The sequence below is a fragment of the Acerihabitans sp. genome, from assembly GCF_036398755.1.
In the GTDB taxonomy this organism is placed as follows: Bacteria; Pseudomonadota; Gammaproteobacteria; order Enterobacterales; family Enterobacteriaceae; genus Acerihabitans.
In genome coordinates, this window is sequence record NZ_DASWOM010000050.1 from 15,507 (window position 1) to 39,904 (window position 24,398).

19 protein-coding genes and 1 riboswitch are annotated in these 24,398 nt (G+C 54.4%); of the genes, 17 read left to right on the forward strand and 2 right to left on the reverse strand.

Translation table 11 applies throughout. The annotated features are described in order from the left end of the window. Window positions 1-312 precede the first annotated feature (312 nt). Window positions 313-2,322 (forward strand): excinuclease ABC subunit UvrB, encoded by a 2,010-nt coding sequence (gene uvrB / locus VGC33_RS08865; protein ID WP_331120390.1) that lies wholly within the window; start codon window positions 313-315, stop codon window positions 2,320-2,322. Between the two features lie 14 nt (window positions 2,323-2,336). Here uvrB and yvcK read toward each other — a convergent pair whose 3' ends face one another. Next, a complete protein-coding gene (gene yvcK, locus VGC33_RS08870; RefSeq protein WP_331120391.1) occupies window positions 2,337-3,248 on the reverse strand; it encodes a uridine diphosphate-N-acetylglucosamine-binding protein YvcK in 912 nt (303 codons plus the stop codon). A gap of 272 nt (window positions 3,249-3,520) precedes the next feature. Continuing rightward, window positions 3,521-3,661, forward strand: a riboswitch (molybdenum cofactor riboswitch). On the opposite strand from yvcK, the gene moaA reads away from it, so the two are divergent. The 16 genes from moaA (at window position 3,653) to VGC33_RS08950 (ending at window position 23,573) form a co-directional block, all read left to right on the forward strand. Then, window positions 3,653-4,639 carry a GTP 3',8-cyclase MoaA gene (gene moaA / locus VGC33_RS08875; RefSeq protein ID WP_331120392.1) on the forward strand — a complete coding sequence of 329 codons (987 nt, stop codon included), beginning with the start codon at window positions 3,653-3,655 and terminating at the stop codon, window positions 4,637-4,639. (Overlaps the previous riboswitch by 9 nt.) A gap of 8 nt (window positions 4,640-4,647) precedes the next feature. Then, window positions 4,648-5,130: a cyclic pyranopterin monophosphate synthase MoaC gene (gene moaC / locus VGC33_RS08880; RefSeq protein WP_331120393.1), complete on the forward strand. Its 483-nt coding sequence runs from the start codon at window positions 4,648-4,650 to the stop codon at window positions 5,128-5,130. Beyond that, window positions 5,127-5,372: a molybdopterin synthase sulfur carrier subunit gene (gene moaD, locus VGC33_RS08885; protein ID WP_331120394.1), complete on the forward strand. Its 246-nt coding sequence runs from the start codon at window positions 5,127-5,129 to the stop codon at window positions 5,370-5,372. Before moaC ends, moaD begins: the two co-directional genes overlap by 4 nt. Beyond that, a complete protein-coding gene (moaE, locus tag VGC33_RS08890; protein WP_331120395.1) occupies window positions 5,373-5,858 on the forward strand; it encodes a molybdopterin synthase catalytic subunit MoaE in 486 nt (161 codons plus the stop codon). It abuts the gene before it with no gap. Window positions 5,859-5,983: 125 nt separating this feature from the next. Continuing rightward, on the forward strand, window positions 5,984-6,694 hold the full coding sequence (locus tag VGC33_RS08895) for a Bax inhibitor-1/YccA family protein (protein WP_331120396.1): 711 nt from the start codon (window positions 5,984-5,986) through the stop codon (window positions 6,692-6,694). A 220-nt stretch (window positions 6,695-6,914) separates the two neighbouring features. Continuing rightward, window positions 6,915-7,904 carry a D-cysteine desulfhydrase gene (locus tag VGC33_RS08900; RefSeq protein WP_331120397.1) on the forward strand — a complete coding sequence of 330 codons (990 nt, stop codon included), beginning with the start codon at window positions 6,915-6,917 and terminating at the stop codon, window positions 7,902-7,904. Window positions 7,905-8,027: 123 nt separating this feature from the next. Further along, the gene (gene tcyN / locus VGC33_RS08905; protein WP_331120398.1) at window positions 8,028-8,783 is read left to right on the forward strand and encodes an L-cystine ABC transporter ATP-binding protein TcyN; all 756 of its coding nucleotides are present in this window, start codon (window positions 8,028-8,030) and stop codon (window positions 8,781-8,783) included. 237 nt (window positions 8,784-9,020) lie between these two features. Further along, the gene (gene rhlE, locus VGC33_RS08910; RefSeq protein WP_331120399.1) at window positions 9,021-10,442 is read left to right on the forward strand and encodes an ATP-dependent RNA helicase RhlE; all 1,422 of its coding nucleotides are present in this window, start codon (window positions 9,021-9,023) and stop codon (window positions 10,440-10,442) included. Window positions 10,443-10,679: 237 nt separating this feature from the next. Continuing rightward, on the forward strand, window positions 10,680-11,612 hold the full coding sequence (dusC, locus tag VGC33_RS08915) for a tRNA dihydrouridine(16) synthase DusC (protein ID WP_331120400.1): 933 nt from the start codon (window positions 10,680-10,682) through the stop codon (window positions 11,610-11,612). A 185-nt stretch (window positions 11,613-11,797) separates the two neighbouring features. Beyond that, on the forward strand, window positions 11,798-17,545 hold the full coding sequence (locus tag VGC33_RS08920; protein ID WP_331120401.1) for a hypothetical protein: 5,748 nt from the start codon (window positions 11,798-11,800) through the stop codon (window positions 17,543-17,545). A gap of 262 nt (window positions 17,546-17,807) precedes the next feature. After that, a complete protein-coding gene (locus VGC33_RS08925; protein ID WP_331120402.1) occupies window positions 17,808-18,473 on the forward strand; it encodes a DUF1345 domain-containing protein in 666 nt (221 codons plus the stop codon). Between the two features lie 194 nt (window positions 18,474-18,667). Beyond that, window positions 18,668-19,540 carry a carbohydrate ABC transporter permease gene (locus VGC33_RS08930; protein WP_331120403.1) on the forward strand — a complete coding sequence of 291 codons (873 nt, stop codon included), beginning with the start codon at window positions 18,668-18,670 and terminating at the stop codon, window positions 19,538-19,540. Next, a complete protein-coding gene (locus tag VGC33_RS08935; RefSeq protein ID WP_331120404.1) occupies window positions 19,530-20,360 on the forward strand; it encodes a carbohydrate ABC transporter permease in 831 nt (276 codons plus the stop codon). The genes VGC33_RS08930 and VGC33_RS08935 overlap by 11 nt, the downstream gene beginning before the upstream one ends. Window positions 20,361-20,370: 10 nt before the next feature. Beyond that, window positions 20,371-21,195, forward strand: coding sequence for a glycerophosphodiester phosphodiesterase GpdQ (gene gpdQ, locus VGC33_RS08940; RefSeq protein ID WP_331120405.1), 825 nt, complete (start codon window positions 20,371-20,373; stop codon window positions 21,193-21,195). Further along, window positions 21,195-22,262 carry an ABC transporter ATP-binding protein gene (locus VGC33_RS08945; RefSeq protein WP_331120406.1) on the forward strand — a complete coding sequence of 356 codons (1,068 nt, stop codon included), beginning with the start codon at window positions 21,195-21,197 and terminating at the stop codon, window positions 22,260-22,262. Before gpdQ ends, VGC33_RS08945 begins: the two co-directional genes overlap by 1 nt. Further along, window positions 22,263-23,573, forward strand: a complete 1,311-nt coding sequence (locus VGC33_RS08950; protein ID WP_331120407.1) for an ABC transporter substrate-binding protein — start codon at window positions 22,263-22,265, stop codon at window positions 23,571-23,573. A 140-nt stretch (window positions 23,574-23,713) separates the two neighbouring features. Here VGC33_RS08950 and VGC33_RS08955 read toward each other — a convergent pair whose 3' ends face one another. Further along, a complete protein-coding gene (locus VGC33_RS08955) occupies window positions 23,714-24,337 on the reverse strand; it encodes a glutathione S-transferase family protein (RefSeq protein ID WP_331120408.1) in 624 nt (207 codons plus the stop codon). Between the last annotated feature and the right edge of the window lie 61 nt (window positions 24,338-24,398).

Consider the following 24,398-nt stretch of genomic DNA (forward strand, 5'->3'; position numbering starts at 1 on the left):
TCCACGTTTTTTTTAAATGGTATAAATACAAACGGTTAATTAAAATCAAGCGAATTTATAGGAGGCACATCGCCAATGTGTCAAATTGCATCATTCTATGCCTCTTTATTAATTTCATAACGATTTGTAAAAAAATCACCTATTGTACGATCCTGCCGGATCGCATCGCACCGGTCGATGGTTCAATACTATTGCACCCTTTAACGGATAGCGTATTATAATACTGGTTTTGTATCCAGTGCTATCGCGCTGGTAAATTCGCCGCTCTGTTCCCATACTCAAACATGTTCCTCAGCAGGTAGCCCACTAGATATGAGTAAAGCGTTTAAACTGCAATCAAGCTTCAAGCCGTCCGGCGATCAGCCGGAGGCGATACGTCGTCTGGAAGAAGGATTGCTGGACGGCCTGGCCCATCAAACGCTGCTGGGGGTGACCGGTTCAGGCAAAACCTTTACCGTGGCCAACGTGATTGCCGATCTGAACCGTCCCACCATGGTGCTGGCGCCCAATAAGACGCTGGCGGCCCAGCTGTATGGCGAAATGAAGGCGTTTTTCCCGGATAACGCGGTGGAATACTTCGTTTCTTATTACGATTATTACCAGCCTGAAGCCTATGTGCCCAGTTCGGATACCTTTATCGAGAAAGACGCCTCGGTGAACGAACACATCGAACAGATGCGTTTATCCGCCACCAAGGCTTTGCTTGAGCGGCGCGACGTTATCGTGGTGGCGTCGGTGTCCGCCATCTACGGTCTGGGCGATCCGGACGCCTACCTGAAGATGATGCTGCACCTGACGCGCGGGATGATCATCGATCAACGCTCGATCCTGCGCCGGCTGTCCGAACTCCAGTACACCCGCAACGATCAGGCCTTCCAGCGCGGCACGTTCCGCGTGCGCGGCGAAGTCATCGATATTTTCCCGGCGGAATCCGACGAGGTGGCGCTGAGGGTGGAACTGTTTGACGAGGAGGTCGAGCGCCTGTCGCTGTTTGACCCGCTGACCGGCCAGGTGGATCAGGTGGTTCCCCGTTACACCATTTATCCGAAGACCCACTATGTTACGCCGCGCGAACGCCTGTTGCAGGCGATGATAGACATCAAGGTCGAACTGGCGGATCGCCGCAAGCACCTGCTGGAAAATAACAAGCTGCTGGAAGAACAGCGCCTGTCGCAGCGCACGCAGTTCGACCTGGAAATGATGAACGAGCTGGGTTATTGCTCCGGGATTGAAAACTATTCGCGGTTCCTTTCCGGCCGCGGACCGGGCGAGCCGCCGCCGACGCTGTTCGATTACCTGCCTGCCGACGGGCTGCTTATCGTCGATGAATCCCATGTGACGATACCGCAAATCGGCGGCATGTACCGCGGCGACCGCGCGCGGAAAGAGACGCTGGTGGAGTATGGCTTCCGGCTGCCTTCCGCGCTGGATAACCGGCCGATGAAATTTGAGGAATTCGCCGCGCTGGCGCCGCAGACCATCTATGTCTCGGCGACACCGGGCAAATATGAGCTGGAAATGTGCGGCGGCGAGGTGGTCGATCAGCTGGTGCGGCCGACCGGATTGCTCGATCCGCTGATCGAAGTGCGTCCGGTGACGACCCAGGTGGATGATTTGTTGTCCGAGATCCGCAAGCGGGTGTTAATCAACGAACGGGTGCTGGTCACCACCCTGACCAAGCGCATGGCGGAAGATTTAACCGAATATCTTGAGGAGCACGGCGAGCGCGTGCGGTACCTGCATTCGGATATCGAAACCGTGGAACGGGTCGAGATCATCCGCGATTTACGCCTCGGTGAATTCGACGTGCTGGTGGGCATCAATCTGCTGCGCGAGGGGCTCGACATGCCGGAAGTCTCGCTGGTGGCCATCCTGGACGCGGACAAGGAAGGTTTCCTGCGCTCCGAGCGCTCGCTTATCCAGACTATCGGCCGCGCCGCGCGTAACCTCAACGGCAAAGCCATCCTCTATGGCGATAAAATCACCCCGTCGATGGCGCGCGCCATCGACGAGACCGAACGCCGGCGCGTCAAGCAGCATGCCTATAACCAGGAACACGGCATTATTCCCCAGGCGCTTAACAAGTCGGTGGCGGATATCATGGATCTGGGCCAGTCACCGGCCCACGCCAAGCAGAAAAAACGCAAGGCGATGGAGGCGGCGGCCCATTACGGCGATATGACGCCCAAGGCGCTGGATAAAAAAATCACCGAACTGGAAGCGAAAATGCAGGCCCACGCGCAAAACCTGGAGTTCGAGGAAGCGGCCAGCGTGCGCGACGAAATTCACGCGCTGCGCGAACATTTTATCGCCATCTCCTGATCGGTCGCCGCGGCTCAGCCAAGCGCCAGCAGGGCGCTGTCCAGCGCCGCGCGCAGCAACATGCGGTCGTGATGATGGGGCACGTCGGCGGCGGCCAGCGGCTGCTGGATCAGGATACGATCCTGGACGCCGGCGGTATCGGCGGACGGGCCGGTTATCAACGCGGCGATTATCGGCTGCCGACCGATGGCCCGCTCCATCATGTCCAGCTTGTGCTGCAGGCGCATGTTGGCCGCCGCCAGGCTCAGCTCCCGCCCCAGGTTATCGATGAAAAACACCGGCGCCTGGGTGCGGCGCAGGGCCTGGGCTAAATCGGGCAGCAGCAGCAGCGGCATCAGGCTGGTAAGAAAGCTGCCCGGGCCTATCAGGATAAGATCCGCCGCGGCAATGGCCTGCAACGCCTCGCGGGTGGCGCTGACCTGTGGGGTAAGCCGCAGGCTGGCCGGGAGTTCCGCCAGTTGGTCCACCGCCATTTCGCCATGGATGGTTTCACCCGCGACGGTAATCGCCTGCAGGTCCACCGCCTGCTCGGACATGGGGATCAGCAGGGCGTCCACCTTAAGCATATTGCGGATCAGGTTGATGGCTTCCAGCGGGCGCACACTCAGGTTATCCAGTGCCTTAAGCATCAGGTTGCCCAGGTTATGGCCGGCCAGTTCTCCCTGGCCGTGAAAACGGTATTCAAACATCGCCGCCGCGATGCTCGGTTCTGAAATCAGCTGGTTCAGGCAGTTGCGGGTATCCCCCCAGGCGATACCGCCCTCCGACTGGCGTATCCGGCCTGTGGAACCGCCGTTGTCGGTGGTGGTGACGATCCCGGTCAGGCGCGAGCCCAGCGGGGAAAGGGCGGACATTACCCTGCCGAGGCCGTGCCCGCCGCCCAGCGCCACCACCCGATCGAGATCGGACAAGGTGCGATTGCGCATAACATTCCTTTATCAGTGCGGTTTGTTTGCCGCGCCATACCTAGTCAGGCTAAACATAGCCGATGACGGGCCAAAAGCGAAATGCCCCAACCGAATTCGCGTACTGGCTCGCAATATCATGATGTTCCATCACATTTTCAGGCGGCGAAAACCTGCCGCAATAACGCTATATATTTGTTTATATAGCGTTATTTCTCCATCATGTCATGGCGTAAGGTAATAATTAAGGATAGAATAATTTTCAACCAGGTTTCACCGCGCGTATAAACCGCCGGTGAAGTTGACTCCTAGCCTTTAGGCCTAAGTGGCTCTCGCGAGCGATATGGCGTTCAGGCCGTGGCGACAGCCACCAGGGTGCAGGATAGAAATGTCCGCATCTCCCGTATTTGGAAAGGTGTTTAACGGTGCCAGAGCTTATCGATGCGTTTGCGCGCAAGTTTTATTATTTGCGCCTGTCCGTCACGGACGTCTGTAACTTTCGTTGTACCTACTGCTTGCCCGACGGCTACCGGCCCGACGGCAATACCAACAAAAGTTTCCTGTCGCTGGATGAAATCCGGCGCGTTACCCGCGCCTTTGCCGAACTGGGCACGGAAAAAGTGCGCCTGACCGGCGGCGAGCCTTCCCTGCGGCGCGATTTTCGCGAGATTATCGCCGCCGTGCGGTCCCATGCGCAAATCAGCACCCTGGCGGTCACCACCAATGGCTACCGGCTGGCGCGGGATATCGCCGGCTGGCGCGAGGCCGGCCTGACCGCGCTTAACGTCAGCGTCGACAGCCTTGACCCGCGCCAGTTCAGGCTTATCACCGGACAGGACAAGTTCCGCCAGGTGATGGCCGGTATCGACGCCGCGTTCGCCGCCGGTTTCAGTAAGGTAAAAGTCAATACCGTGCTGATGCGCAACGTCAACGATATCCATCTTGATGACTTTCTCGCCTGGATTAAAACCCGGCCCATCCAGCTGCGGTTTATCGAACTCATGGAAACCGGCGACGGCGCCGATTTGTTCCGCACCCGCCATGTGTCCGGCGAGACCCTGCGCCGCCGGCTTGAGCCGATGGGCTGGGAATTGCAGCCGCGCGGCCGCAGCGACGGCCCGGCGCTGGTGTTCCGCCACCCGGATTACCAGGGCGAGATAGGTCTTATCATGCCTTATGCCAAGGATTTCTGCGCCAGCTGTAACCGGCTGCGGGTCTCCGCCGTCGGCAATCTCCATCTGTGCCTGTTTGGCGAAGACGGCATTCCCCTGCGCGATCTGCTGGGCGACGACCAGGGGCTGGCAATGCTTAAAGAGCGTATTACCGGCGGACTGCGGCTTAAAAAACAAACCCATTTCCTGCATGACGGCAATACCGGCGGCACCCGCAATCTGTCTTTTATCGGCGGTTAAGGAAGAGTATGTCATCATTTACCCATATCAACGCCAGCGGCGAAGCCCATATGGTGGATGTTTCCGCCAAGGTCGAGACGCTGCGGGAAGCCCGCGCCGAGGCGTTTGTCACCATGGACGCGCAGACGCTGGCGATGATTGTCGACGGCCAGCATCACAAAGGCGATGTGTTCGCCACCGCGCGCATCGCCGGCATCCAGGCCGCCAAGCGCACCTGGGAACTGATCCCGCTGTGCCATCCGCTGGCGCTCAGCAAGGTCGAGGTCCACCTGACGGCGGACAGCGCGCGGCATCGGGTGCGCATCGAAACCCTATGCCGGTTGACCGGCAAGACCGGCGTGGAGATGGAGGCGCTGACCGCCGCCTCGGTGGCGGCGTTGACCATCTACGACATGTGCAAAGCGGTGCAGAAGGATATGGTTATCGGGCCGGTCAGGCTGCTGACGAAAAGCGGCGGCAAATCCGGGGATTTTACGGCGGAGGATTTATGATTACCGTGCTGTTTTTTGCCCAGGTGCGGGAACTGGTGGGGGTCGACAGCCTGACGCTTGACGCCGGATACGACAACGTCGAAGCGCTGCGCCTGGCGCTTGCGCAAAGGGGGGACCGCTGGTCGCTGGCCCTGGACGCGGAACAGCTGTTGTCGGCGGTAAACCGGGCGCTGGTGCCGCGTGAGCATCCGCTCGCCAGCGGCGATGAAGTGGCGTTTTTCCCGCCGGTAACCGGAGGCTGAATGACTATCGACGAATGGACCGAGAGGTCCGACACCCGTATTTACGTCGGCCCGCAGCCTTTCGACCTGGCGCGGGAGTACGCCTGGCTGGCGGATTGCGACGACGACGGCGCGGTGGTCACGTTTACCGGCAAGGTGCGTGGCCGTAACCTGGGCGACGAGGTCAGTACCCTGACGCTTGAACACTATCCCGGCATGACGGAAAAGGCCCTGGCGGAAATTGTGGCCGAGGCCCGCCGGCGCTTTTCGCCGCGTCGCGTTACGGTTATCCACCGGGTCGGCGCGCTGGCCACGGGCGAGCAGATCGTACTGGTCGGCGTCAGCGGCGCGCATCGCGGGACGGCTTTTGCCGCCGCCGAATTTATCATGGATTACCTCAAGACCCGCGCGCCGTTCTGGAAGCGTGAAACCACCGCCCAAGGCAGCCGCTGGGTGGATGCGCGCGACAGCGATCGTAAGGCGGCGGACCGGTGGCAGGTCACCTGAGGCGCTCATTTACCCGGTGATTTTGCGTTGCGCCTTTGATTCGGCCGGCGGTTTTTGTGGTATGCTATTTTCAGGTGGGCCGGATTATCGGCCTGTGTTTTCCGTTTACGTTAAAGGTGACAGTCATGGACCGATTTCCCCGTTCCCAGGGTTCGATAGTTGAACGCGCTGATGCCGGCATCCAGCCTTTTATGGCCCAGGTATATGGCTGGATGACGTGCGGATTATTATTAACCGCCTTTGTTTCCTGGTACGCCGCCCGCACGCCGGCCGTGCTGAATATGATTTTCTCCAGCCAGATAACCTTCTTTGGCCTGATTATCGCCCAACTGGCGCTGGTGTTCGTGATTTCCGGCATGGTCAACCGCCTGAGCGGCACGGTGGCCACCGGGCTGTTTATGCTCTACTCCGCCCTGACCGGCCTGACGCTTGCGAGTATTTTTATCGTTTATACCGCCTCGTCCATCGCCGGCACCTTTGTGGTGGCGGGAGGCATGTTCGGCGCGATGTCCGTTTACGGCTACACCACCAAACGCGATTTAAGCGGCTTCGGCAGCATGCTGTTTATGGCGCTGATCGGTATCGTACTGGCGTCGGTGGTCAATATCTGGCTGAAGAGCACCGCGGTGATGTGGGCGGTGACCTATATCGGCGTACTGGTGTTTGTCGGTCTGACCGCCTATGACACCCAGAAGCTGAAAAACATGGGTTCGCAGCTCTCCATGGACAACAGGGATCAGTATCGCAAGTATTCCATCGTCGGCGCGCTGACCCTGTATCTGGATTTCATCAACCTGTTCCTGATGCTGCTGCGTATTTTCGGCAACCGCCGATAACGATAGTCGCCCCCTGGCGCGCCAGACCCGCTACACAAAGCCCAATGCGGTGGTGTTCAAGGGAGGGCGCGCCGACGGGGTCGAATCGGGCGTGGCGTTTCCGCCCGACCGAGCGCTCCCCGGCTCGGGAGGCCCGCTAACGCCGAACCCAATGCGGACGTGTTCAAGGGCGAGCGTGCCAACACTGAACTCATAACGATCCTGTTAAAGGAAGCCGCAAATGGATTTATCGCTACAGCTTGCCAACTTTCACCGCCTCGATCTCATCGGGCCGCCAACACCCCTCGAATACCTCCCGCGCTTGTCCGATCATCTTGGACAGGACATTTATATCAAGCGCGACGACATCACCCCGCTGGCGATGGGCGGCAACAAACTGCGCAAGCTGGAGTTTCTCGCCGCCGACGCCCTGCGCCAAGGGGCGGATACGCTCGTTACCGCCGGCGCGATCCAATCCAACCACGTACGGCAAACGGCGGCGGTGGCGGCCAAGCTCGGCCTCCACTGCGTCGCGCTCCTCGAGAACCCGATAGGCACCCGGGCGGAAAATTACCTCACCAACGGCAATCGTCTGCTGCTGGATCTGCTCGACGTGGAGGTTAGCCTGTGCGACGCCCTCGACGATCCCGATAGTCAACTGGCCGACATCGCCGAACGCCTGGAAACGCAAGGGTACCGGCCTTATATCGTGCCGGTGGGCGGCTCCAATACCCTGGGCGCGCTGGGCTATGTCGGCTGCGCGCTGGAGATTGCCCATCAGTGCGCCGGCCAGCTCGCCCCCGGCTATGTCGTCACCGCGTCAGGCAGCGGCGGCACCCATGCCGGGCTGGCCGTGGGCCTGCAGGCGATGATGCCGGAAACACAGCTTATCGGCGTGACGGTCTCCAGGACCGACGCCCGGCAGCGGCCGAAGGTCGCGGGCCTGCAGCGGCAATTGGCCGAGGCGCTGGATTTTACCGCGCCGCTGGCGCCCATCGAGCTGTGGGATGACTATTTTGCGCCCGGCTACGGCGCGCCCAACGAAGAAGGCATGGCGGCCGTCAGGCTCCTGGCCCGGCTTGAAGGGATGCTGCTCGACCCGGTCTACACCGGCAAGGCCATGGCCGGGCTTATCGACGCCATCGCGCAAAAACGCATCGGCCCCGAGCCGGTGATATTTATCCATACCGGCGGCGCGCCGGCGCTGTTTGCCTATCATCCCGGCGTATAATCCGGCGCCGGCACGTTCGCGCCCTTTGCCTGATGCGAACGGCGCGTTCCCATGCTAATCTGCGCCATAGGTTTCAAGCAGGTATCCCGCGGGTCAATGTCGCGCGTCGGATCGGGAGTCGTGATGAGTACTATTGAAGTGAAGCAACTGGTCAAGACCTTCAACGGCCAACGGGTGTTGAACGGCATAGATTTGTCGGTGAATACCGGCGACGTGCTGGCCATTGTCGGCCCCAGCGGCTCCGGCAAGACCACGCTGCTGCGCAGCATCAATTTGCTTGAGGAGCCCGACAGCGGCACCATCCAGGTCGGGTCGATCGTTATCGACGGCGCCAGGCCGCTCAGTGCGCAAAAGCGTCAAATCCGCGCCCTGCGCCAGCAGGTGGGCTTTGTCTTCCAAAGCTTTAATCTGTTTCCCCATCGCACGGTGCTGGAAAATATCATCGAAGGGCCGGTTATCGTCAAAGGCGAACCGCGCGCCGAGGCTATCGAGCGCGCCCGGGCGCTGCTGGCCAAAGTGGGCCTGAGCGGCAAGGAAGACGCCTATCCCAAGCGTCTTTCCGGCGGCCAGCAGCAGCGGGTGGCCATTGCGCGCGCGCTGGCCATGCGTCCCGAGGTGATTCTGTTCGACGAACCCACCTCGGCGCTGGATCCGGAGCTGGTGGGTGAAGTGCTGAGCGCCATCCGCGCGCTGGCGGAAGAAAAACGCACCATGATCATCGTCACCCATGAGATGAGTTTTGCCCGCGATGTGGCCGACCGGGCGATATTCATGGACCAGGGCGTTATCACCGAACAGGGCTCGGCCAAGGCGATTTTTACCTATCCCGAGCACGAACGCACCAAACAATTCCTGGATAAATTCCTTAAAGCCCATTAATGTTTAGGTCATTTTTCCTTGGTTTATCAGCAACAAAAGCCGCCTGTAGCGCCAGTAGGGCAGGCCAGATTACAGTTATTTACCGGATACCCATCCCCTTTTGCCGGTAATTTTGCTACAATCCGTACAATAGTTTTTGTCCGTTCACCATGGTAAGGCTTTGCCTCCCATCTGATTATCCCCCTGAGCGCAGACTGGACAGGCGACGTCGGGGCGGATCTGGAGTTTTTCATTATTATGTCATTTGATTCACTTGGCCTAAGTGCCGAGATTTTGCGTGCGTTATCCGAGAAGGGCTACGACAAGCCGACTCCCATACAATCCCAGGCTATTCCGTTTGTGCTGCAAGGCCGCGATATCATGGCCAGCGCACAGACCGGCACCGGTAAAACCGCCGCGTTTACCCTGCCAATCCTGCAACTGCTGACCCAGAACCTGGCGGTAAAAGGGCGGCGTCCGGTACGGGCGCTTATCCTGACCCCGACGCGTGAACTGGCGGCGCAGATAGGCGAAAATGTCGTTGAATACAGCGCCCATCTTCCTATCCGTTCGCTGGTGGTTTTCGGCGGCGTGAGCATTAACCCGCAGATGATGAAGCTGCGCGGCGGCGTTGATGTGCTGGTCGCCACCCCCGGCCGTCTGCTGGATTTGGCGCAGCAGCGCGCCGTCGACCTGTCGAGCGTCGAAATACTGGTGCTGGACGAAGCGGACCGCATGCTGGACATGGGCTTTATCCACGACATTCGCCGCGTCATGAAACTGCTGCCGGCGAAAAGACAGAGCCTGATGTTCTCGGCCACCTTCTCCGATGAAATCAAGGTGCTGGCCAATACGCTGCTGAGCAATCCGGCCGCCGTCTCTGTCGCGCGCAACAATGCCGCCGCCGATCAGATTGAGCAATGCGTGCATCTGGTGGATAAAAAACGCAAACGCGAACTGCTGTCATATATGATCGGCAAGCATGACTGGCGGCAGGTGCTGGTGTTTACCCGCACCAAGCATGGCGCCAATCACCTGGCGGAACTGCTCAATAAAGACGGCATCACCTCGGCGGCAATCCATGGCAATAAAAGCCAGGGCGCGCGCACCCGGGCGCTGGCGGATTTTAAAGCCGGTCAAATCCGCGTGCTGGTGGCGACCGATATCGCCGCCCGCGGCCTGGACATCGATCTGTTGCCGCACGTAGTCAACTATGAGCTGCCGCAGATTGCCGAAGACTATGTACACCGCATCGGCCGTACCGGCCGCGCCGACGCCACCGGCGAGGCGCTGTCGCTGGTCTGTGTTGACGAATTCGGCCTGCTGCGCGATATCGAACGCCTGCTTAAAAAACCGATTCAGCGCATTGCGGTACCCGGCTATGAGCCGGATCCGACCATCAAGGCCGAACCGCTGCAAACCGGCCGCGGCAGCCGCTCAAGCGGCCCGTCGCGTGGTGGCCCCTCACGTGGCGGCCCGTCGTCCGGCAATGTCGGCGCGCGTGATAGCGGCAATAGCGCGCGCGAAGGCGGCGCCCGCGACGGCCGTCCCCCGCAGCGTCGCCGCCCGGGTGAAGGCGCTTCGCAGCCGGGCCGCAGCGGCGCGCCGCGTCGTTCGGCCGGCGGTTCCTCCGCGTATGCGGGTGCCGGCGCGCGTGGTGACAGCCGCGGCAAGAAATAAGCCGCGCTTGATTGCCTGAGGCCCGGGATTAACCCGGGTTCTCGGGCACCGCCCGGCGCCGCTTGGCCCGCGTTGGATTCCCGGCCCAATCCACCCGAATTTATCTCGTTTCCTGACCGCCCGCGCAAGCGCGGCGGTTTTTTTATGGGCGCAGTTTGTCGCCGACCGAATGGTAAAAACGTTGATTTTGTCAGGTCTAATCACCTACTATGGCGCCTCTCTCCGGCCGGACACTTTATGCGCGTATTACTGGCACCGATGGAAGGCGTTCTCGACTCGCTGTTGCGGGAACTGCTTTGCGAGGTTAACGATTACGATCTTTGCATCACCGAATTCCTGCGGGTGGTGGACAGCCTGCTGCCGGTAAAATCCTTTTACCGCTTGTGTCCGGAACTGCATCACGCCAGCCGCACGCCCGACGGTACGCCGGTGCGGGTTCAGCTATTGGGTCAATATCCCGAATGGCTGGCGGAAAATGCCTGGCGCGCGGTGCAACTCGGCTCCCTGGGCGTGGATCTCAACTGCGGCTGTCCTTCCAAAACGGTAAACGGCAGCGGCGGCGGCGCCACGCTGCTCAAAGATCCCGAACTTATCTACCGGGGAGCCAAAGCCATGCGCGCCGCCGTGCCGGCCCATTTGCCGGTAACGGTAAAAATCCGCCTGGGCTGGGATAATTCCCATCGCAGCATTGAAATTGCCGACGCGGTCCAGCAGGCGGGCGCGACCGAACTGGTGGTCCACGGCCGCACCAAGGAGGACGGTTACCAGGCGGAGCGCATCGACTGGCCGGCGATTGCGGCAATCCGCCGGCGTTTAACCATTCCGGTGATTGCCAACGGGGAAATCCGTGACGGAAAAAGCGCCGGCGACTGCCTGGCGCTAACCGGCTGCGACGCGGTGATGCTGGGCCGCGGCGCGCTAAGCCTGCCGAACCTGAGCCGGGTGATAAAATATCATGAGCCGAGGATGCCGTGGCCCCAGGTGATGGACCTGCTGCAAAAATATGTACACCAGGAAAAGCAGGGCGATACCGGGCTGTACCACGTAGCGCGCATCAAGCAATGGCTTGGATTCCTGCGCCAGGAGTATGACGAGGCGGCCATGCTGTTTGGCGAAGTCAGGGTGTTAAAAACCTCCGCGGACATTGCCCGGGTGATTTGCCGCCGGTAGCCACATCAAACCCTAGGATCCAGGCATGGCCTATGCCCGATGATCCGGTGACACGCCGTAAATAATAAATTATGTAAAACTATTGATGCCTGCTCGCTGAATTGCTTTAGTCTAGCTATGTTTTTTTAGACATCCTGCTTTAGCTATCAAAAATTCAGTGGCCTCATTAATCCAAGGAATTTATTATGCGTGGAGATTATCTTATTTCTAATGCCTCCCTACAAATTTATAATACTTCTAATATCAATTTCATGGCAACAAAATCTCATATCCTAGATGAGCTAAGTCATGTATATAATATGGAGTCAATTTTTTGTGACAATATTAATAATGAGAATAACTATAGTTTAACCTATGGCAAAAAAAATAATGATCACGGGAAAAATATTGACTACCTTTTGGCATGCAGTAATGAACTCAACAGTCGCCAAGAACTTTTATTATATGACCACGATAGACGATATATAAAAGTTGAAGTTGGAAATGATGGCGCATTTGTTACCGCAAAAAAAATTACGCTACCCAGTGGAAATAAAATTTATGTCGGCTTATTCCAGGGAAGGCTTTTGGTGTCAGACGGTACTGATTATCATGTTGAAGACGTTATAGCTAATATCAATGACAGCGTATTTACAGTGTTTTTTTCATTAATCAATCATTTGATCGGCGTGTTCAATTCCTGTTTCCGATTGGCACCCGCAAGGGATACAGTTAATAGCCATAGGACAAATGACCCAGGCCCTTCAGTGCTAGCCGTGCCAGTTGAAGGAGTACGCCTCCACCCACGCGCGCCAATGCTACAATCAGCCACGCCAAAGGTATTCGCATGGCATGCTATTTTGGATAATATGTTTAGTTTTCCTGGCGCGCAGGCCACCGGCGAGACCAGTCCATCAAACCCTGGCCGTGCCGCAGAACAGATAATGTTTGCCGACAGGGACAGCGACAATAGCGATGGTGCTCAATGCTATATCGCCATAAATTTACCTAATGTAAATGCAAATAAATTACATCAGCGTTTTTTCGATGAATTTAGTAAATTGACGCATGAGAACAGCTGGACGACGGCATGGCTGCTGGAATATGATCAGTTTTTAGCAGCAAAGGTGAAATTTATTTTTGACCATTTGACCTATCTGGATAATAAAAGAGAATCCCTTGATACTCTTTTGCTCAAAAAATATTGCGAGAGACTTATCACTCAATGTTTATCCGTTCCCCCATCACTATTAGTGTCAAAAAGCGGGTTTTTTGATAATAGTGATGGTAGAGTTATGTTGGATGATTTTTTCACCGATATTGATAATGACTTTCGGGATGCTTTTAAAAAAATAGATTTTAGTATTATCCGTCAAACCGTTGCTTTAAAAAATGGTATGACCTTTTATGAGGCAAAGGAATACCTCAATAAAATGTTCTTGAATGATGCTACGGAACATGAAAAAAAAACGCAGAAAAAAATTTTTAGCTATATGGTAATACTGGAGGAAACGCATAAACAATACACCAATGAATTATCATTTGAACCTGATTATTCCCCCTTGGAAAAATTATTATATCTCAACGATCGTCAGCTATATATGTCGTTGATAGAAGAAGATATCTCGGGGCTGGCGAAGGCAATAGTTATAAGGTTTTGTTATTATATTTTAGAATATAGCAGGGCTAATGGTATCAGTGTATATGGTAATAATCTAATAATGCCAGGGGAAATTAGTGACTATTGGGAAATATTCAGTGATGTCTACTCAGACATACATCCGGAAAAGCTTAAAGAAAATTTTTGTCAGCAAATATTCTCCTTTCTAAAACAGGAGGTGAATGATAATTCGCATATTAGCAGAGTGATGAAACTAATGGAATTTATCCGGGTAACCGATAACGAAGAGGTTTCATCTCAGGACTGGTTTATTACCAATATAAGAAATTATGATAAAAGCATCGATATAATAGAACAAAGTGTCAGGCGTAATTTGAATTTTTCACCAGATTATGTTGAGCCGAGTCATAATCAGTGGTATATGACAATGAGCCAGCAGATTATATTTGATAAGGAATGTATAATTTTGCTGGAGTATATTAAGGAGATGCAGCATACTTTTAATCAATATGCTGAAGTATTTATCAATAATGAGGTCAGTTTTCAAGTTGTCACCCAGGCACAGCGTTTAGCCATGGCTAAAGTTGCCGCCATGAGAAATATTTTATTTGGACATGTTACGCCTAACGCTACGCAGGATATTCTTATTGAGTATAATAGGCAACTGCAGCAGGGAAATATAAATGTTCTAATCAAATCAGCCACTTTTTGGTACATGGATTTTTTCCCCGAAAGCAGGAATTATATGGCTTCATTAAACGTGATAGATGTCATTAAAGAATACTATCATTATGAACTACTTAATTACAATGATTACGAGCTGCGCAAAAAAGAAAATTATACCAGCATATTTAATGTGGTTTCTTTGCAAGAAATAAAAGATGGCGATTTGTATTTTAATCAATTTGAAGAATACAAGTATCATGACATTTATATGGAGGCAAGAAATATCACTAGGAAGCTCGTTGAGCACTCGAATATTGATTTTTTGGATATAATATTTCCGCCGCGAGAGCTTTATACTTTCAAAATATATTCAAGAAAATACCTGTTGAATCCGCTATCCCATGATACATGGGTCTTTGTGCCGGCGGATAATATAGGTTATATATCCATTGTTAAAACCCAGAACAACAGACTGGCCGTAATATCTACTTTGCTTAATGCGCCATTTACCAAAATACTGGATAATGCGGAAGAAAATTATTTTATCAAACGATTGATGTATGAATGGAATGAGACACTTTTTGATTTGTCAATTAAGAGCAGGCGACAAATCGGTGCTAGCGTGTCTGAAATTTCTTCTTTGTTTTATTCGAATCAAACGATGCAAAATGAAGATAGTGATTTTCTGCGTATGTTACTGATCCATCCAGAAGACAATCAATATACCAATCCAACTACCGCTTATACTCTGATCGCTGATGAGCCAAAAAAATCGCTCACCTCATTACTCGATGTGATGGATTATTGGAATGAACGTACATTAGAGGATGCCGCCCTGATTTTGAAGGAGTCGTTAGTAGAGAAAAATTGGCTGGCCATATTTACTTCTCAAATTCCGTTTTATGATGTCGTTTGGAATTCATGGTATGATGCTGATTATACCGTGCAGTTCAGAGATGTGGTATTTGATATATTCGATATTTTAGTGTCTTTTATTTCAGGCGGGCTGTCAATGCATAAGCTCAGTCGCGATGGAATAAAAAATATCCTAGCCCAGGCTAAGCGGGCAAAAATACCAAATAAATCATTAAAAAATTATATTATCAGTAGTATGACAACATCCACCCACTCAATGAATTTTAAAATAACCGAGGGGATATTTGATACATTAGCCAGTGTGAATCCTTTACCGTTTTATAATGTTATTGAGAATGAGATTAGCCGTTTCTTTCTTTCTAAGGCTGTGCATAAAATAAATTGGCTGAAAGAGTATAGCGGTAATTATCTAAAAAATAAAAACTCAAGACTCAAGGCATGGGCAAGTGAAGCTCATCGGGCGAAAATGATTATCATGGAAGATGATATTTTTTCAGATTCCTCTCAGCTTATCGCTGAAAACAATTTTATCTTGATAGAAAATAACTATTTTTCGATAATTTGGGATTCATCTTTGCTAAGATGGCGGATAACAAATTCTGCTGAATCCAATGGCTACAATTATGCCATCCCCGTCATTAAAAATAAAAATAATACCTGGGTTTCCGCCATGTTTGTCGATCGGGGTCCGATATTTTCTCTAAATGATTTGAACCTGAACACGCAAACACTGTACTCACCGCTTAATGAAATAAAATTTGAGCCAATCAGACAACGGGCTATCCCAGGCATGTTAACTGAAATCAATGAAAATTATATGTTAAGAAATTTACTATCCTATATGATGTATTTAAAGCCAATAATAGTAGCGCTTTCACCAGAGTTGGACGATGACGCTATCATAATAGATACATTATTAGATTATTTTAATAATATTAATAAATTACATGACGAATTGATAAAAAATGAAGATATAAGCAATAAACACAATTTGTTATTGTACAATATAAATATCATAAAAAGTCAAAATATTCAGCACAAATTCAGAATGGTCTATTTTTGGGAAGACGAATATGATCCCGTTGCTTTTACTCATATTGTTCTGAATATCTTTATTGGGACAAGTTCATTTATCGTTGATTTGAAACCGGCTCTTATGCAGCTTGATGGAGCCGTATCGAGTAAATCGGTATTTTTAGAAAATAACTGGCTTGCATATTATGCACGTAACAAAAATACCGAGTCTTATTTGATTAAATACAGAGACTTTAGTAACCTTCAAAAAGTTAAGGAATACTATAATGGATTGTCTGATGCTCCGGGTAAATTTGTTAAAGGTGCTTTTATATTAAGAGAAGCCCTGTGGTATAAGGCCGCAGTAATCAAATATATTGTCAAAAGAAAGCCTCATAAAATAGCTATTGCTGATAATGAAAATTTTTCTATAGTAGATATTGCAAGAAAAATGGCTGCACATTGGAGAGAATATGAATCTCCTCAACAGACGTCCATGGGCAAAGTACATTTCCCATACTATTTTCTCAGGGAGGCCAATTTAATAACCAATGCAGAACTTGACAGGATGGTTGTCATCATAGGTTGGGCGGAGAGGTCGGATACGTCTGTTGATAACTACCTGCGAGAATCAATACAGATAGCTGAGTTTTCCGACTTATTGCGTATCAGCGCTGGTAATTTATTGGCCGTTTTAGATGATAAGGGAGTAATTGTTAATTTATTAATTAGTTTAGGTAAGGGAAAATTTTTCGGCGCGCGGAATAATTATTTTAATGCCCATTTTGAAGAAGGTCCCTGCATCATAGTGGCGGAAGAAATGGGCACCATGGTGTCTGGAAAATTACATCCACGGCATGCATCAAGACAGTATTATTTATTTGCCGGGACCCCTCATGGTGTCTCAAGGCCATTACCCATTTTAATTGAAGACGCCAGCGCTGTAGAGAGTATGAAAACGGCCAGTCAACCCGCGCCCATTGCGGTGGTCGATGAAGCGAAAAAACGCCAGAAACTGCTGCTGGGCCATCAGTGGTCACTGTCTGCGCCAGGAAACGCAAACAACCGATTAGATATTGTTATGCATGTGAAAGGTTTTGGCAGAGATGATATGGATATCGACGAATTCACCCATATACTCCACGCTTTGACATACATCAATCCCACCCTGCCGGTGTTGTCTGAACTCAGATATATAGAGTATGTTTCGTGTTTTGAAGGGTTTGAGATGATAAATAGTACCGGGCAATATTTAGCTGATAAGTTTGGGGTTACCGTGGGTTATTATCCTTATCTAGGCGGTGACAGTATCAGGCGACGGCAGCCACAGTGGTTTTCTATGTTTACACCAACGGAAAAGAAAGCGGTTAATCGCGCCACTATTTATTATGAAACTGAAAAAATTGCCATAAACGAGGAGATTATGTTGAAAAGAGCGCGGCTAATCAACCTGTTGAATATAGTAGTGAGTTTGAAGCACAGCATTGGCACAAGGGCCAGGAAACGAGCGAACCGTTATTTACCCTATATCTATATCAATATTGCCCAGTTTATTCTTGGAGATATAACGCCCGAGGCTTTCGTTGAGCACCATGCGTTAAATGAGCGTTCTGCCAACCTGTTGAACACGGTGAGAATGGATTATGTTTTGACGGAAGATAACTCAGATAATATTTATATTCAATGCTACTTAGATATACTTTCCTCAGTAGACGAGTTTAAGCATCTTTTGAAATGGGTTATGCCAACGCATAGATTGCCCGGCCATACACCTTGATCCCAGTACCGCGTGGCTAATGTCAGCCGGTAGGCCGCAGCTTTTTGCCCATGCCATGATGATACCCGCCTGGTGCTCCCGCAGGGCCAGGGGCACCAGTGTAAAACCCGGACGCCAGCCGCAATTTTTCTGGCGTTGCTTGTTTTTCCGACCTGGCCGCTCTATTTTTATTTTAAACTATATTTCATCTACAGGCCTGGACGATGCCTCGACGTCTCATGGGTTTGCTGTTCTTTCACTAATGACAAGGCCGACCCAGTTTATGCGCTTTCTCCATCCCGTTAAGCACTATTTTACCGCCCGGCCCCGGCTGCTGATTGCCATCGCCGCCGGCGTTTTCTGCTACTGGTGCCTGCCCGCGCCGTTTTCCACGCTGCTGCGCCTGATGATCAGCTGGAACGCCCTGGCATGGCTGTATTTATTATTTTTGTGGTGGGAGATGATGCGCGCCGGGCCGGAGGATATGCACGCCATCGCCTTGCGCCAGGACGAAAGCGCCAGTACGGTGCTGGCGCTGGTGACCTTGACCTGTATGGTCAGCGTAGCGGTGATCCTGCTGGAACTGAGCACGGTAAAACAGCTTTCCGGCTCGGTAAAAGCCTGGCATTTGATCCTGACCGGCGTAACGCTGGTGGTCTCCTGGGCGCTGCTGCCCACCGCCTTTGCCATGCACTATGCCCATCTGTTCTACCGCGACCGGGACGTGGATGAAGTGCCGCTGCTGTTTCCCAAAGAGCCGGAAAAACCGCTGTACTGGGATTTCCTCTATTTTTCGTTCACCATTGCCGTCGCCTCCCAGACCGCGGATGTCGCAACCGGCACCACCGAGGCGCGCAAGGCGACGTTGCTGCAATCTGTTATTTCCTTTATTTTTAATCTCGCCATCCTCGGCCTGTCGATAAACGTCGGCGCCGGCCTGCTGGGATAGCCGTCCGTCGCCAGACACCCGCGGATCCAGCACCGCCCCGGCAACTTAGCGCGGCGGATTGCAGCGCCGCCGGCAACTTAACACGGCGGCTTTCCGCGCCCGCGATCATTATTCCGTCATGCTTTTGTCTTAAAACCGTAAAGCACGCCCCTTAGCATAGGGGCCACTTGACGTCGCCGTGCAGAAGTCTATTTATGTTAAAACGCTTTTTCCCCTATTTGCTGCTGGCGCCAACCCTGGTCTTTTTAGCCGGCTTTACCTATTTTCCCCTGATGCGCTCGCTGGTGGATAGCCTGTATGACTCACGGCTCTCCAGCGATAATCCGCCTTTTGTCGGACTGGACAATTTTGTCCGCCTGTTCCGGGACCCGGTGTTTTGGCTCTCCGTCGGCAATAACCTGATCTATATCCTGATTACGGTGGTGCCCGGCGTGATCCTGGCGCTGTCGCTTGCGGTCTGGCTGGCGCGCAATACCCGTTTCAACCGGCTGCTGCGCGCGGCGTTTTTTTTCCCGACCATTATTCCCCTGGTCAGCGCCGCAACGCTTTGGACCTTTATCTTTATTCCCAACCTGGGCCTGCTGGACTATTACCTGGCTAAAATCGCCGGCCCCATGGGCATTAACTACCTCGGCATGGGCAAGAGCGCGCTGTTTGCCCTGGCGCTGGTCGGCATCTGGAAGTTTGCCGGCTATTATATGCTGTTTTTTCTGGCCGCCCTGCAGGGCATGCCCGCTTCGCCGCGCGAGGCCGCGCTGATGGAAGGGGCGACGGAGCGCCAGATATTCTGGTATATCACGCTGCCGTTGCTCAGGCCGACGCTTAACTTCGTCATCATTATCGCCCTGGTGTATTCCATCACTCAAATCGATCATGTGGCCATCATGACCCAGGGCGGCCCCAATAACGCCACCTCGGTGCTGTTGTATTACATCCAGGATCTGGCCAACAACAGCCACGATTTCGGCAAAGCCTCGGCCGCCACCTTTTTTACCGTGGTCGCGCTGTTTGTGATATCAGTCGTGAATCTGCGTACCCTGGAAAAAGGGGTGCACTATGAGCGCTAATCCTTCGTTTCCGCTGAAAACGTTATTCCTGCTGCTGGCGTGCGCCGCTTTCCTGTGGCTGTCGCCCCTGCTGTGGATGTTTTCCGCCGCCATCAGCCCGGACAGCTTTTCCCCGGCGATGGCCTCGCTGGTCCCGCGCCGGCCGTTGACGCTGGCCACGCTTGCCGGGGCCTGGGACAGCGCCGATTGGCTGCGGCTGTACGCCAATACGCTGATTTTCGCGCTGGGCACCTTCCTGGCGCAGTTGGTCACCATCACCACCGCCGGATATGTGTTCGCCTACCATGAGTTCCGCGGTAAAACCCTGCTGTTTTACCTGTTGTTGATCCAATTGATGATCATGCCGGTAATGCTGATGGTGCCCAATATGATGACCCTGCACCAGCTTGGCCTGCTTAATACCCTGACCGGCGCCATGATGCCGTACTTCGCGTCGGCCTTCGGCGTCTTCCTGATGCGCCAGGCCTTCCTGAATATTCCACGCGAACTGGAAGACGCGGCGCTGATGGAAGGCAGCCGCTGGTGGCAGGTGGTGCTGTATGTGCTGCTGCCCATGACCCGCCCGGCGCTGATGGCGTTTGCCGCCGTGACCATTACCTATCACTGGAACGAATTTCTCTGGCCGCTGATGGTGCTTAACGATCCCGATAAGCAGGTGCTGACCGTCGGGCTGGCGTCTTTCGCCATGGGGGCGGAGTCCGGCGGGCAGTGGGGCATGATCTGCGCCGGCTCGCTGATGGTCTGCCTGCCGTTGATGGTGGCCTTTATATTCTGTCAAAAGCACTTTCTCAGTGGTTTTGGTTTTTCCGGCATCAAATGAGGGGATAGCGATGTATCTCGCCCAATTATCCGATCTGCATTTCCGCAGCCGGGGCGCCCGGCTGTACGATTTTATCGATGTGAACGCCATGAACGCGGAAATCATCAACCGGGTCAACGCCCTGACTGAACGTCCCGACGCGGTCATCATTACCGGCGATGTGGTGAACTGCGGCGAACCGGGCGAATATCGCCTGGCGCGCCATATCCTCGGACAGCTTGACTATCCGCTGTATGTGATCCCCGGCAACCATGACGATAAGGCCCTGTTTCTCGATGCTTTCAGCGGACTTTGCCCAAAGCTTGGTCAGGATCCGGACAATATCGCCTACGCAGTGGATGAGTTTCCGGTACGCCTGCTGTTTATCGATACATCGGTGAGCGGCGCGTCCTGGGGGCACCTGAGCGATTTTACCCTGGGCTGGCTTGAGAACATGCTCTCCCGCGACGATAAGGAAAGCTACGTTTTCATGCATCACCCGCCGGTGGCGTTCGGTTCGGCGCAGATGGACCCGATTGCCTGTCGCAACGGCGAGAAGCTGCTGGCGCTTATCGAGCGCTTTACGCAGCTGACCCGGGTGTTCTGTGGCCATGTACACCGGATGATCGCCACCCAATATCGCCAGGCGCTGATTTGCTCCGCGCCGGCTACCGTGCACCAGGTGCCCTATATGCATACCGACCCGCGCCCGCTTTACAGCCTGGAGCCGGGGGCGATGATGATGCATCACCTGGTGGCGGGCGTCGGCCTGGTGACCAGCTATCATTCCCTGGCCAACTATGCCGGCCCCTGGATCTACGACCCGCGCATCAGCTGCCCGGGCGAGGGGTTCTGATGTCGGTCATTGCTATTGAGGGCTTGGGTAAACAATTTGGCGGCGCCGATGTCCTGCGGGATATCGAACTGGAGATCCGGGATGGGGAGTTCCTGGTTTTGGTGGGGCCGTCGGGCTGCGGCAAAAGTACGCTGCTGCGCCTGCTGGCCGGGCTGGAGCGGGCCAGCAGCGGACGGATCCTGCTCGACGGCGTGGATATCAGCCAGCGCGCGCCGCGGGAGCGCAACTTTTCGCTGATCTTCCAGAACTACGCGCTGTTCCCCCACCTGAGCGTCAGGGACAATATTTCGTTCGGCATGAAGATGCGCGGCGAGCCGAAGGCGGATTTCCCGCGCCGCGTTGCCAAGGTCGCCGATTTGCTGCAGCTGCGGCCGCTGCTGGATCGCAAACCGGCGCAGCTGTCGGGCGGCCAGCGCCAGCGGGTGGCCATGGCCCGGGCCATCGTGCGCGAGCCGGCGCTGTTTTTGATGGATGAGCCGTTATCCAATCTTGACGCCAAGCTGCGCGGCGAAGTGCGCGACGGCATCATGGCGCTGCATCACACCCTGAAAACCAGCACTGTCTATGTGACCCACGATCAAATCGAGGCCATGACCATGGCCGATCGCATCGCGGTGCTAAACGGCGGGAGGTTGCAGCAAACGGGCACGCCCGAGGCGTTGTACCGGCAACCGGCCAATCTGTTCGTGGCCGGTTTTATCGGCACTCCGGCCATGAACATCCTGCGGCTGCCATGTCATGACCAACAGGCCTGGCTAATGGCGCAATCGATTGCCCTGCCGCCGGATTATGGCGAGGACGCGGTGTTTTTCGGTATCCGGCCCGAGCACCTGTCGGAACATCGGGGTGGATCGGGTCCGGTGCTGCAGGGCCGGGTGCTGCGGCGTGAACTGCACGGGGCGGAATACCTCATCACGCTGGATACCCCGGCGGGGCGGGTGCAATACCGCCGGGAAAACCGCGGCGCGGTTGCCGCGGTGGGCCAGGCGCTGACCCTCGGTTTTTCATCCCGCGACAGCTATCTGTTCTCGGTATCAAGTCAACTCAATTTATTACTGGAGCGATAAATGAAGATGTGTGGATGGGTAGTGGTGCTGACCGGTATGGCGTTAAGCCCCGGAGCATTGGCGAAAGAAACGATAGATTTTATGTTCCCGGCGCCGGTGGACGGCAAGCTGACCACCGAGATGACCCGCGTCATCAGGGAATACAATCAATCACAGGATCAGGTGGAAGTGCGCGGCATTTTTACCGGTGGCTACGACACCACCAAAGTGAAGGCCGAGTCGGCGGCCAAAGCCGGATCGCCGCCGGCGCTGGTGATTATGTCGGCTAACTTTACCGTCGATCTGGCGCTGAAACATGAAATCCTGCCGATGGACGAATTATTCAAATTTGCGCCAGACAAAAAGTCGGCCAGCGACTTCCTGCAGGAAAACTTTTTCCCGGCGGTGCGGCAAAACGCCCTGGTAATGGGCCAGACCTATGCCATCCCCTTCCATAACTCCACGCCTATCCTGTATTACAACAAAGAGATGTTTGATAAGGCCGGCATCGACCATCCCCCGCGCGATTGGAATGAACTGGCGGCGGATGCCAAAAAGCTGACGGATAAAGAGAAAGGCCAGTGGGGCATCATGATCCCCTCCACCAACGATGATTACGGCGGCTGGATGCTGTCCTCGCTCACGCATGCCAACGGCGGCGATTTTAATAACGCCGTCTATCCGGGCGAAGTGTATTACAACAGCGCCAGCACCCGCGGCGCGCTGCAATTCTGGCAGAACCTGGTGTACCGCGATGAGGTGATGCCGGCGGGCGTGTTGAATTCCAAACAGATCGGCGCCGCGTTTTTCTCCGGCAAGCTGGGCATGGCGCTGCTCAGCACCGGGGCGCTGGGGTATATGCGCGAAAACAGCCGCGATTTTACCCTGGCGGTGGCGATGCTGCCGGCGAAAGAACGCCTGGCGGTGATTATCGGCGGCGCCAGCCTGGTGAGCTTTAAAGGCATCAGCGAAGCGCAGAAAGAGGCGGCCTACCGGTTTATGACCTATCTGGTCAGCCCTGAGGTCAACGGCGCCTGGAGCCGGTTTACCGGCTATTTCGCCCCGCGCATGGCCGCCTACGACACGCCGGAAATGAAGGCCTACATGGCGCAGGACCCGCGCGCGGCGGTGGCGCTTGAGCAGTTGCAGTACGCCCATCCCTGGTATGCCACCTATGAGACCGTGGCGGTGCGCAAGGCCATCGAAAACCAGTTGGCATCCCTGCTGACCGATAAATCGCGCAAGGTGGATGACGCGGCGCGCGATGCCCAGCGGGAGGCGGACGGGTTGATGAAACCTTATGTGGACCAAACGGCGCTGAAACTGCCGTAGACCACCGGATGCACGGTCAGCCCGTCATGAAGCACAAACCGGGCAGGGCGCGCCGGGCGCATAAAACGTCACGCACCCCTCCGCCGCAAGCGTATTGCCGGCGTCGTTATCCTCTTCCGCGCGCGCCCAACGGACGCCGCTTATGGCATGCCGTTGCGCCCATGGGCCAGATAGCCCGGACGCCGGCTCAGACGCTCATAATAGGCGTTGACCGCGGGCAGTTCAGGATGGGTAATGGGGGTGGAGAACCAGCGGTTCACCGACAGGCCGATGGGGATATCCGCAAGCGTAAAGGATTCGCCGGCCACATAGGCGCCGGTGGCGGCCAACTGCCGGTCAAGGAGGGTCATCGTCCGCGACCAGTCGGCGACCGACCCGGCGATGCGCTGCGCGTCGTTATGGGTGGCAAGGCGTTTTACCAGGGCGCTGAACGCGTAGCTCCAGGAAGGGTTGAGCTCGGAAGCCTGCCAGTCGATCCACTGATCCACCCGCGCCCGGCTTTTCGGCGCCGCCGGATATATCGCTTCGCCCCGGTAGGCGCGGGCCAGGTAGCGGATAATGGAATTGGACTCCCACAACACAAAATCCCCATCCTGGATAACCGGCACCATGGCATTGGGATTTAACGCCAGAAAAGCCGGATCATGAGGGTCTTTATACCCGCTGCCCCAGTCCTCCCGCTCGAATTCGATGCCCAGTTCCACGCAGGTCCACAGCACCTTGCGCACGTTGATGGAAGTTGACTTGCCCAGAATGTTCAGCATAGATATCCCTCTTGTCGCCAGGTCGCCTATGAGGTCGATACCGCATAATGACATTGTTTTC

Coding starts and splice junctions, on each gene's coding strand:
- uvrB (WP_331120390.1), top strand. CDS start 313: ATGAGTAAAGCGTTTAAACTGCAATCAAGCTTCAAGCCGTCCGGCGAT.
- yvcK (WP_331120391.1), bottom strand. CDS start 3,248: ATGCGCAATCGCACCTTGTCCGATCTCGATCGGGTGGTGGCGCTGGGC.
- moaC (WP_331120393.1), top strand. CDS start 4,648: ATGTCATCATTTACCCATATCAACGCCAGCGGCGAAGCCCATATGGTG.
- moaD (WP_331120394.1), top strand. CDS start 5,127: ATGATTACCGTGCTGTTTTTTGCCCAGGTGCGGGAACTGGTGGGGGTC.
- moaE (WP_331120395.1), top strand. CDS start 5,373: ATGACTATCGACGAATGGACCGAGAGGTCCGACACCCGTATTTACGTC.
- VGC33_RS08895 (WP_331120396.1), top strand. CDS start 5,984: ATGGACCGATTTCCCCGTTCCCAGGGTTCGATAGTTGAACGCGCTGAT.
- VGC33_RS08900 (WP_331120397.1), top strand. CDS start 6,915: ATGGATTTATCGCTACAGCTTGCCAACTTTCACCGCCTCGATCTCATC.
- tcyN (WP_331120398.1), top strand. CDS start 8,028: ATGAGTACTATTGAAGTGAAGCAACTGGTCAAGACCTTCAACGGCCAA.
- rhlE (WP_331120399.1), top strand. CDS start 9,021: ATGTCATTTGATTCACTTGGCCTAAGTGCCGAGATTTTGCGTGCGTTA.
- dusC (WP_331120400.1), top strand. CDS start 10,680: ATGCGCGTATTACTGGCACCGATGGAAGGCGTTCTCGACTCGCTGTTG.
- VGC33_RS08920 (WP_331120401.1), top strand. CDS start 11,798: ATGCGTGGAGATTATCTTATTTCTAATGCCTCCCTACAAATTTATAAT.
- VGC33_RS08925 (WP_331120402.1), top strand. CDS start 17,808: ATGCGCTTTCTCCATCCCGTTAAGCACTATTTTACCGCCCGGCCCCGG.
- VGC33_RS08930 (WP_331120403.1), top strand. CDS start 18,668: ATGTTAAAACGCTTTTTCCCCTATTTGCTGCTGGCGCCAACCCTGGTC.
- VGC33_RS08935 (WP_331120404.1), top strand. CDS start 19,530: ATGAGCGCTAATCCTTCGTTTCCGCTGAAAACGTTATTCCTGCTGCTG.
- gpdQ (WP_331120405.1), top strand. CDS start 20,371: ATGTATCTCGCCCAATTATCCGATCTGCATTTCCGCAGCCGGGGCGCC.
- VGC33_RS08945 (WP_331120406.1), top strand. CDS start 21,195: ATGTCGGTCATTGCTATTGAGGGCTTGGGTAAACAATTTGGCGGCGCC.
- VGC33_RS08950 (WP_331120407.1), top strand. CDS start 22,263: ATGAAGATGTGTGGATGGGTAGTGGTGCTGACCGGTATGGCGTTAAGC.
- VGC33_RS08955 (WP_331120408.1), bottom strand. CDS start 24,337: ATGCTGAACATTCTGGGCAAGTCAACTTCCATCAACGTGCGCAAGGTG.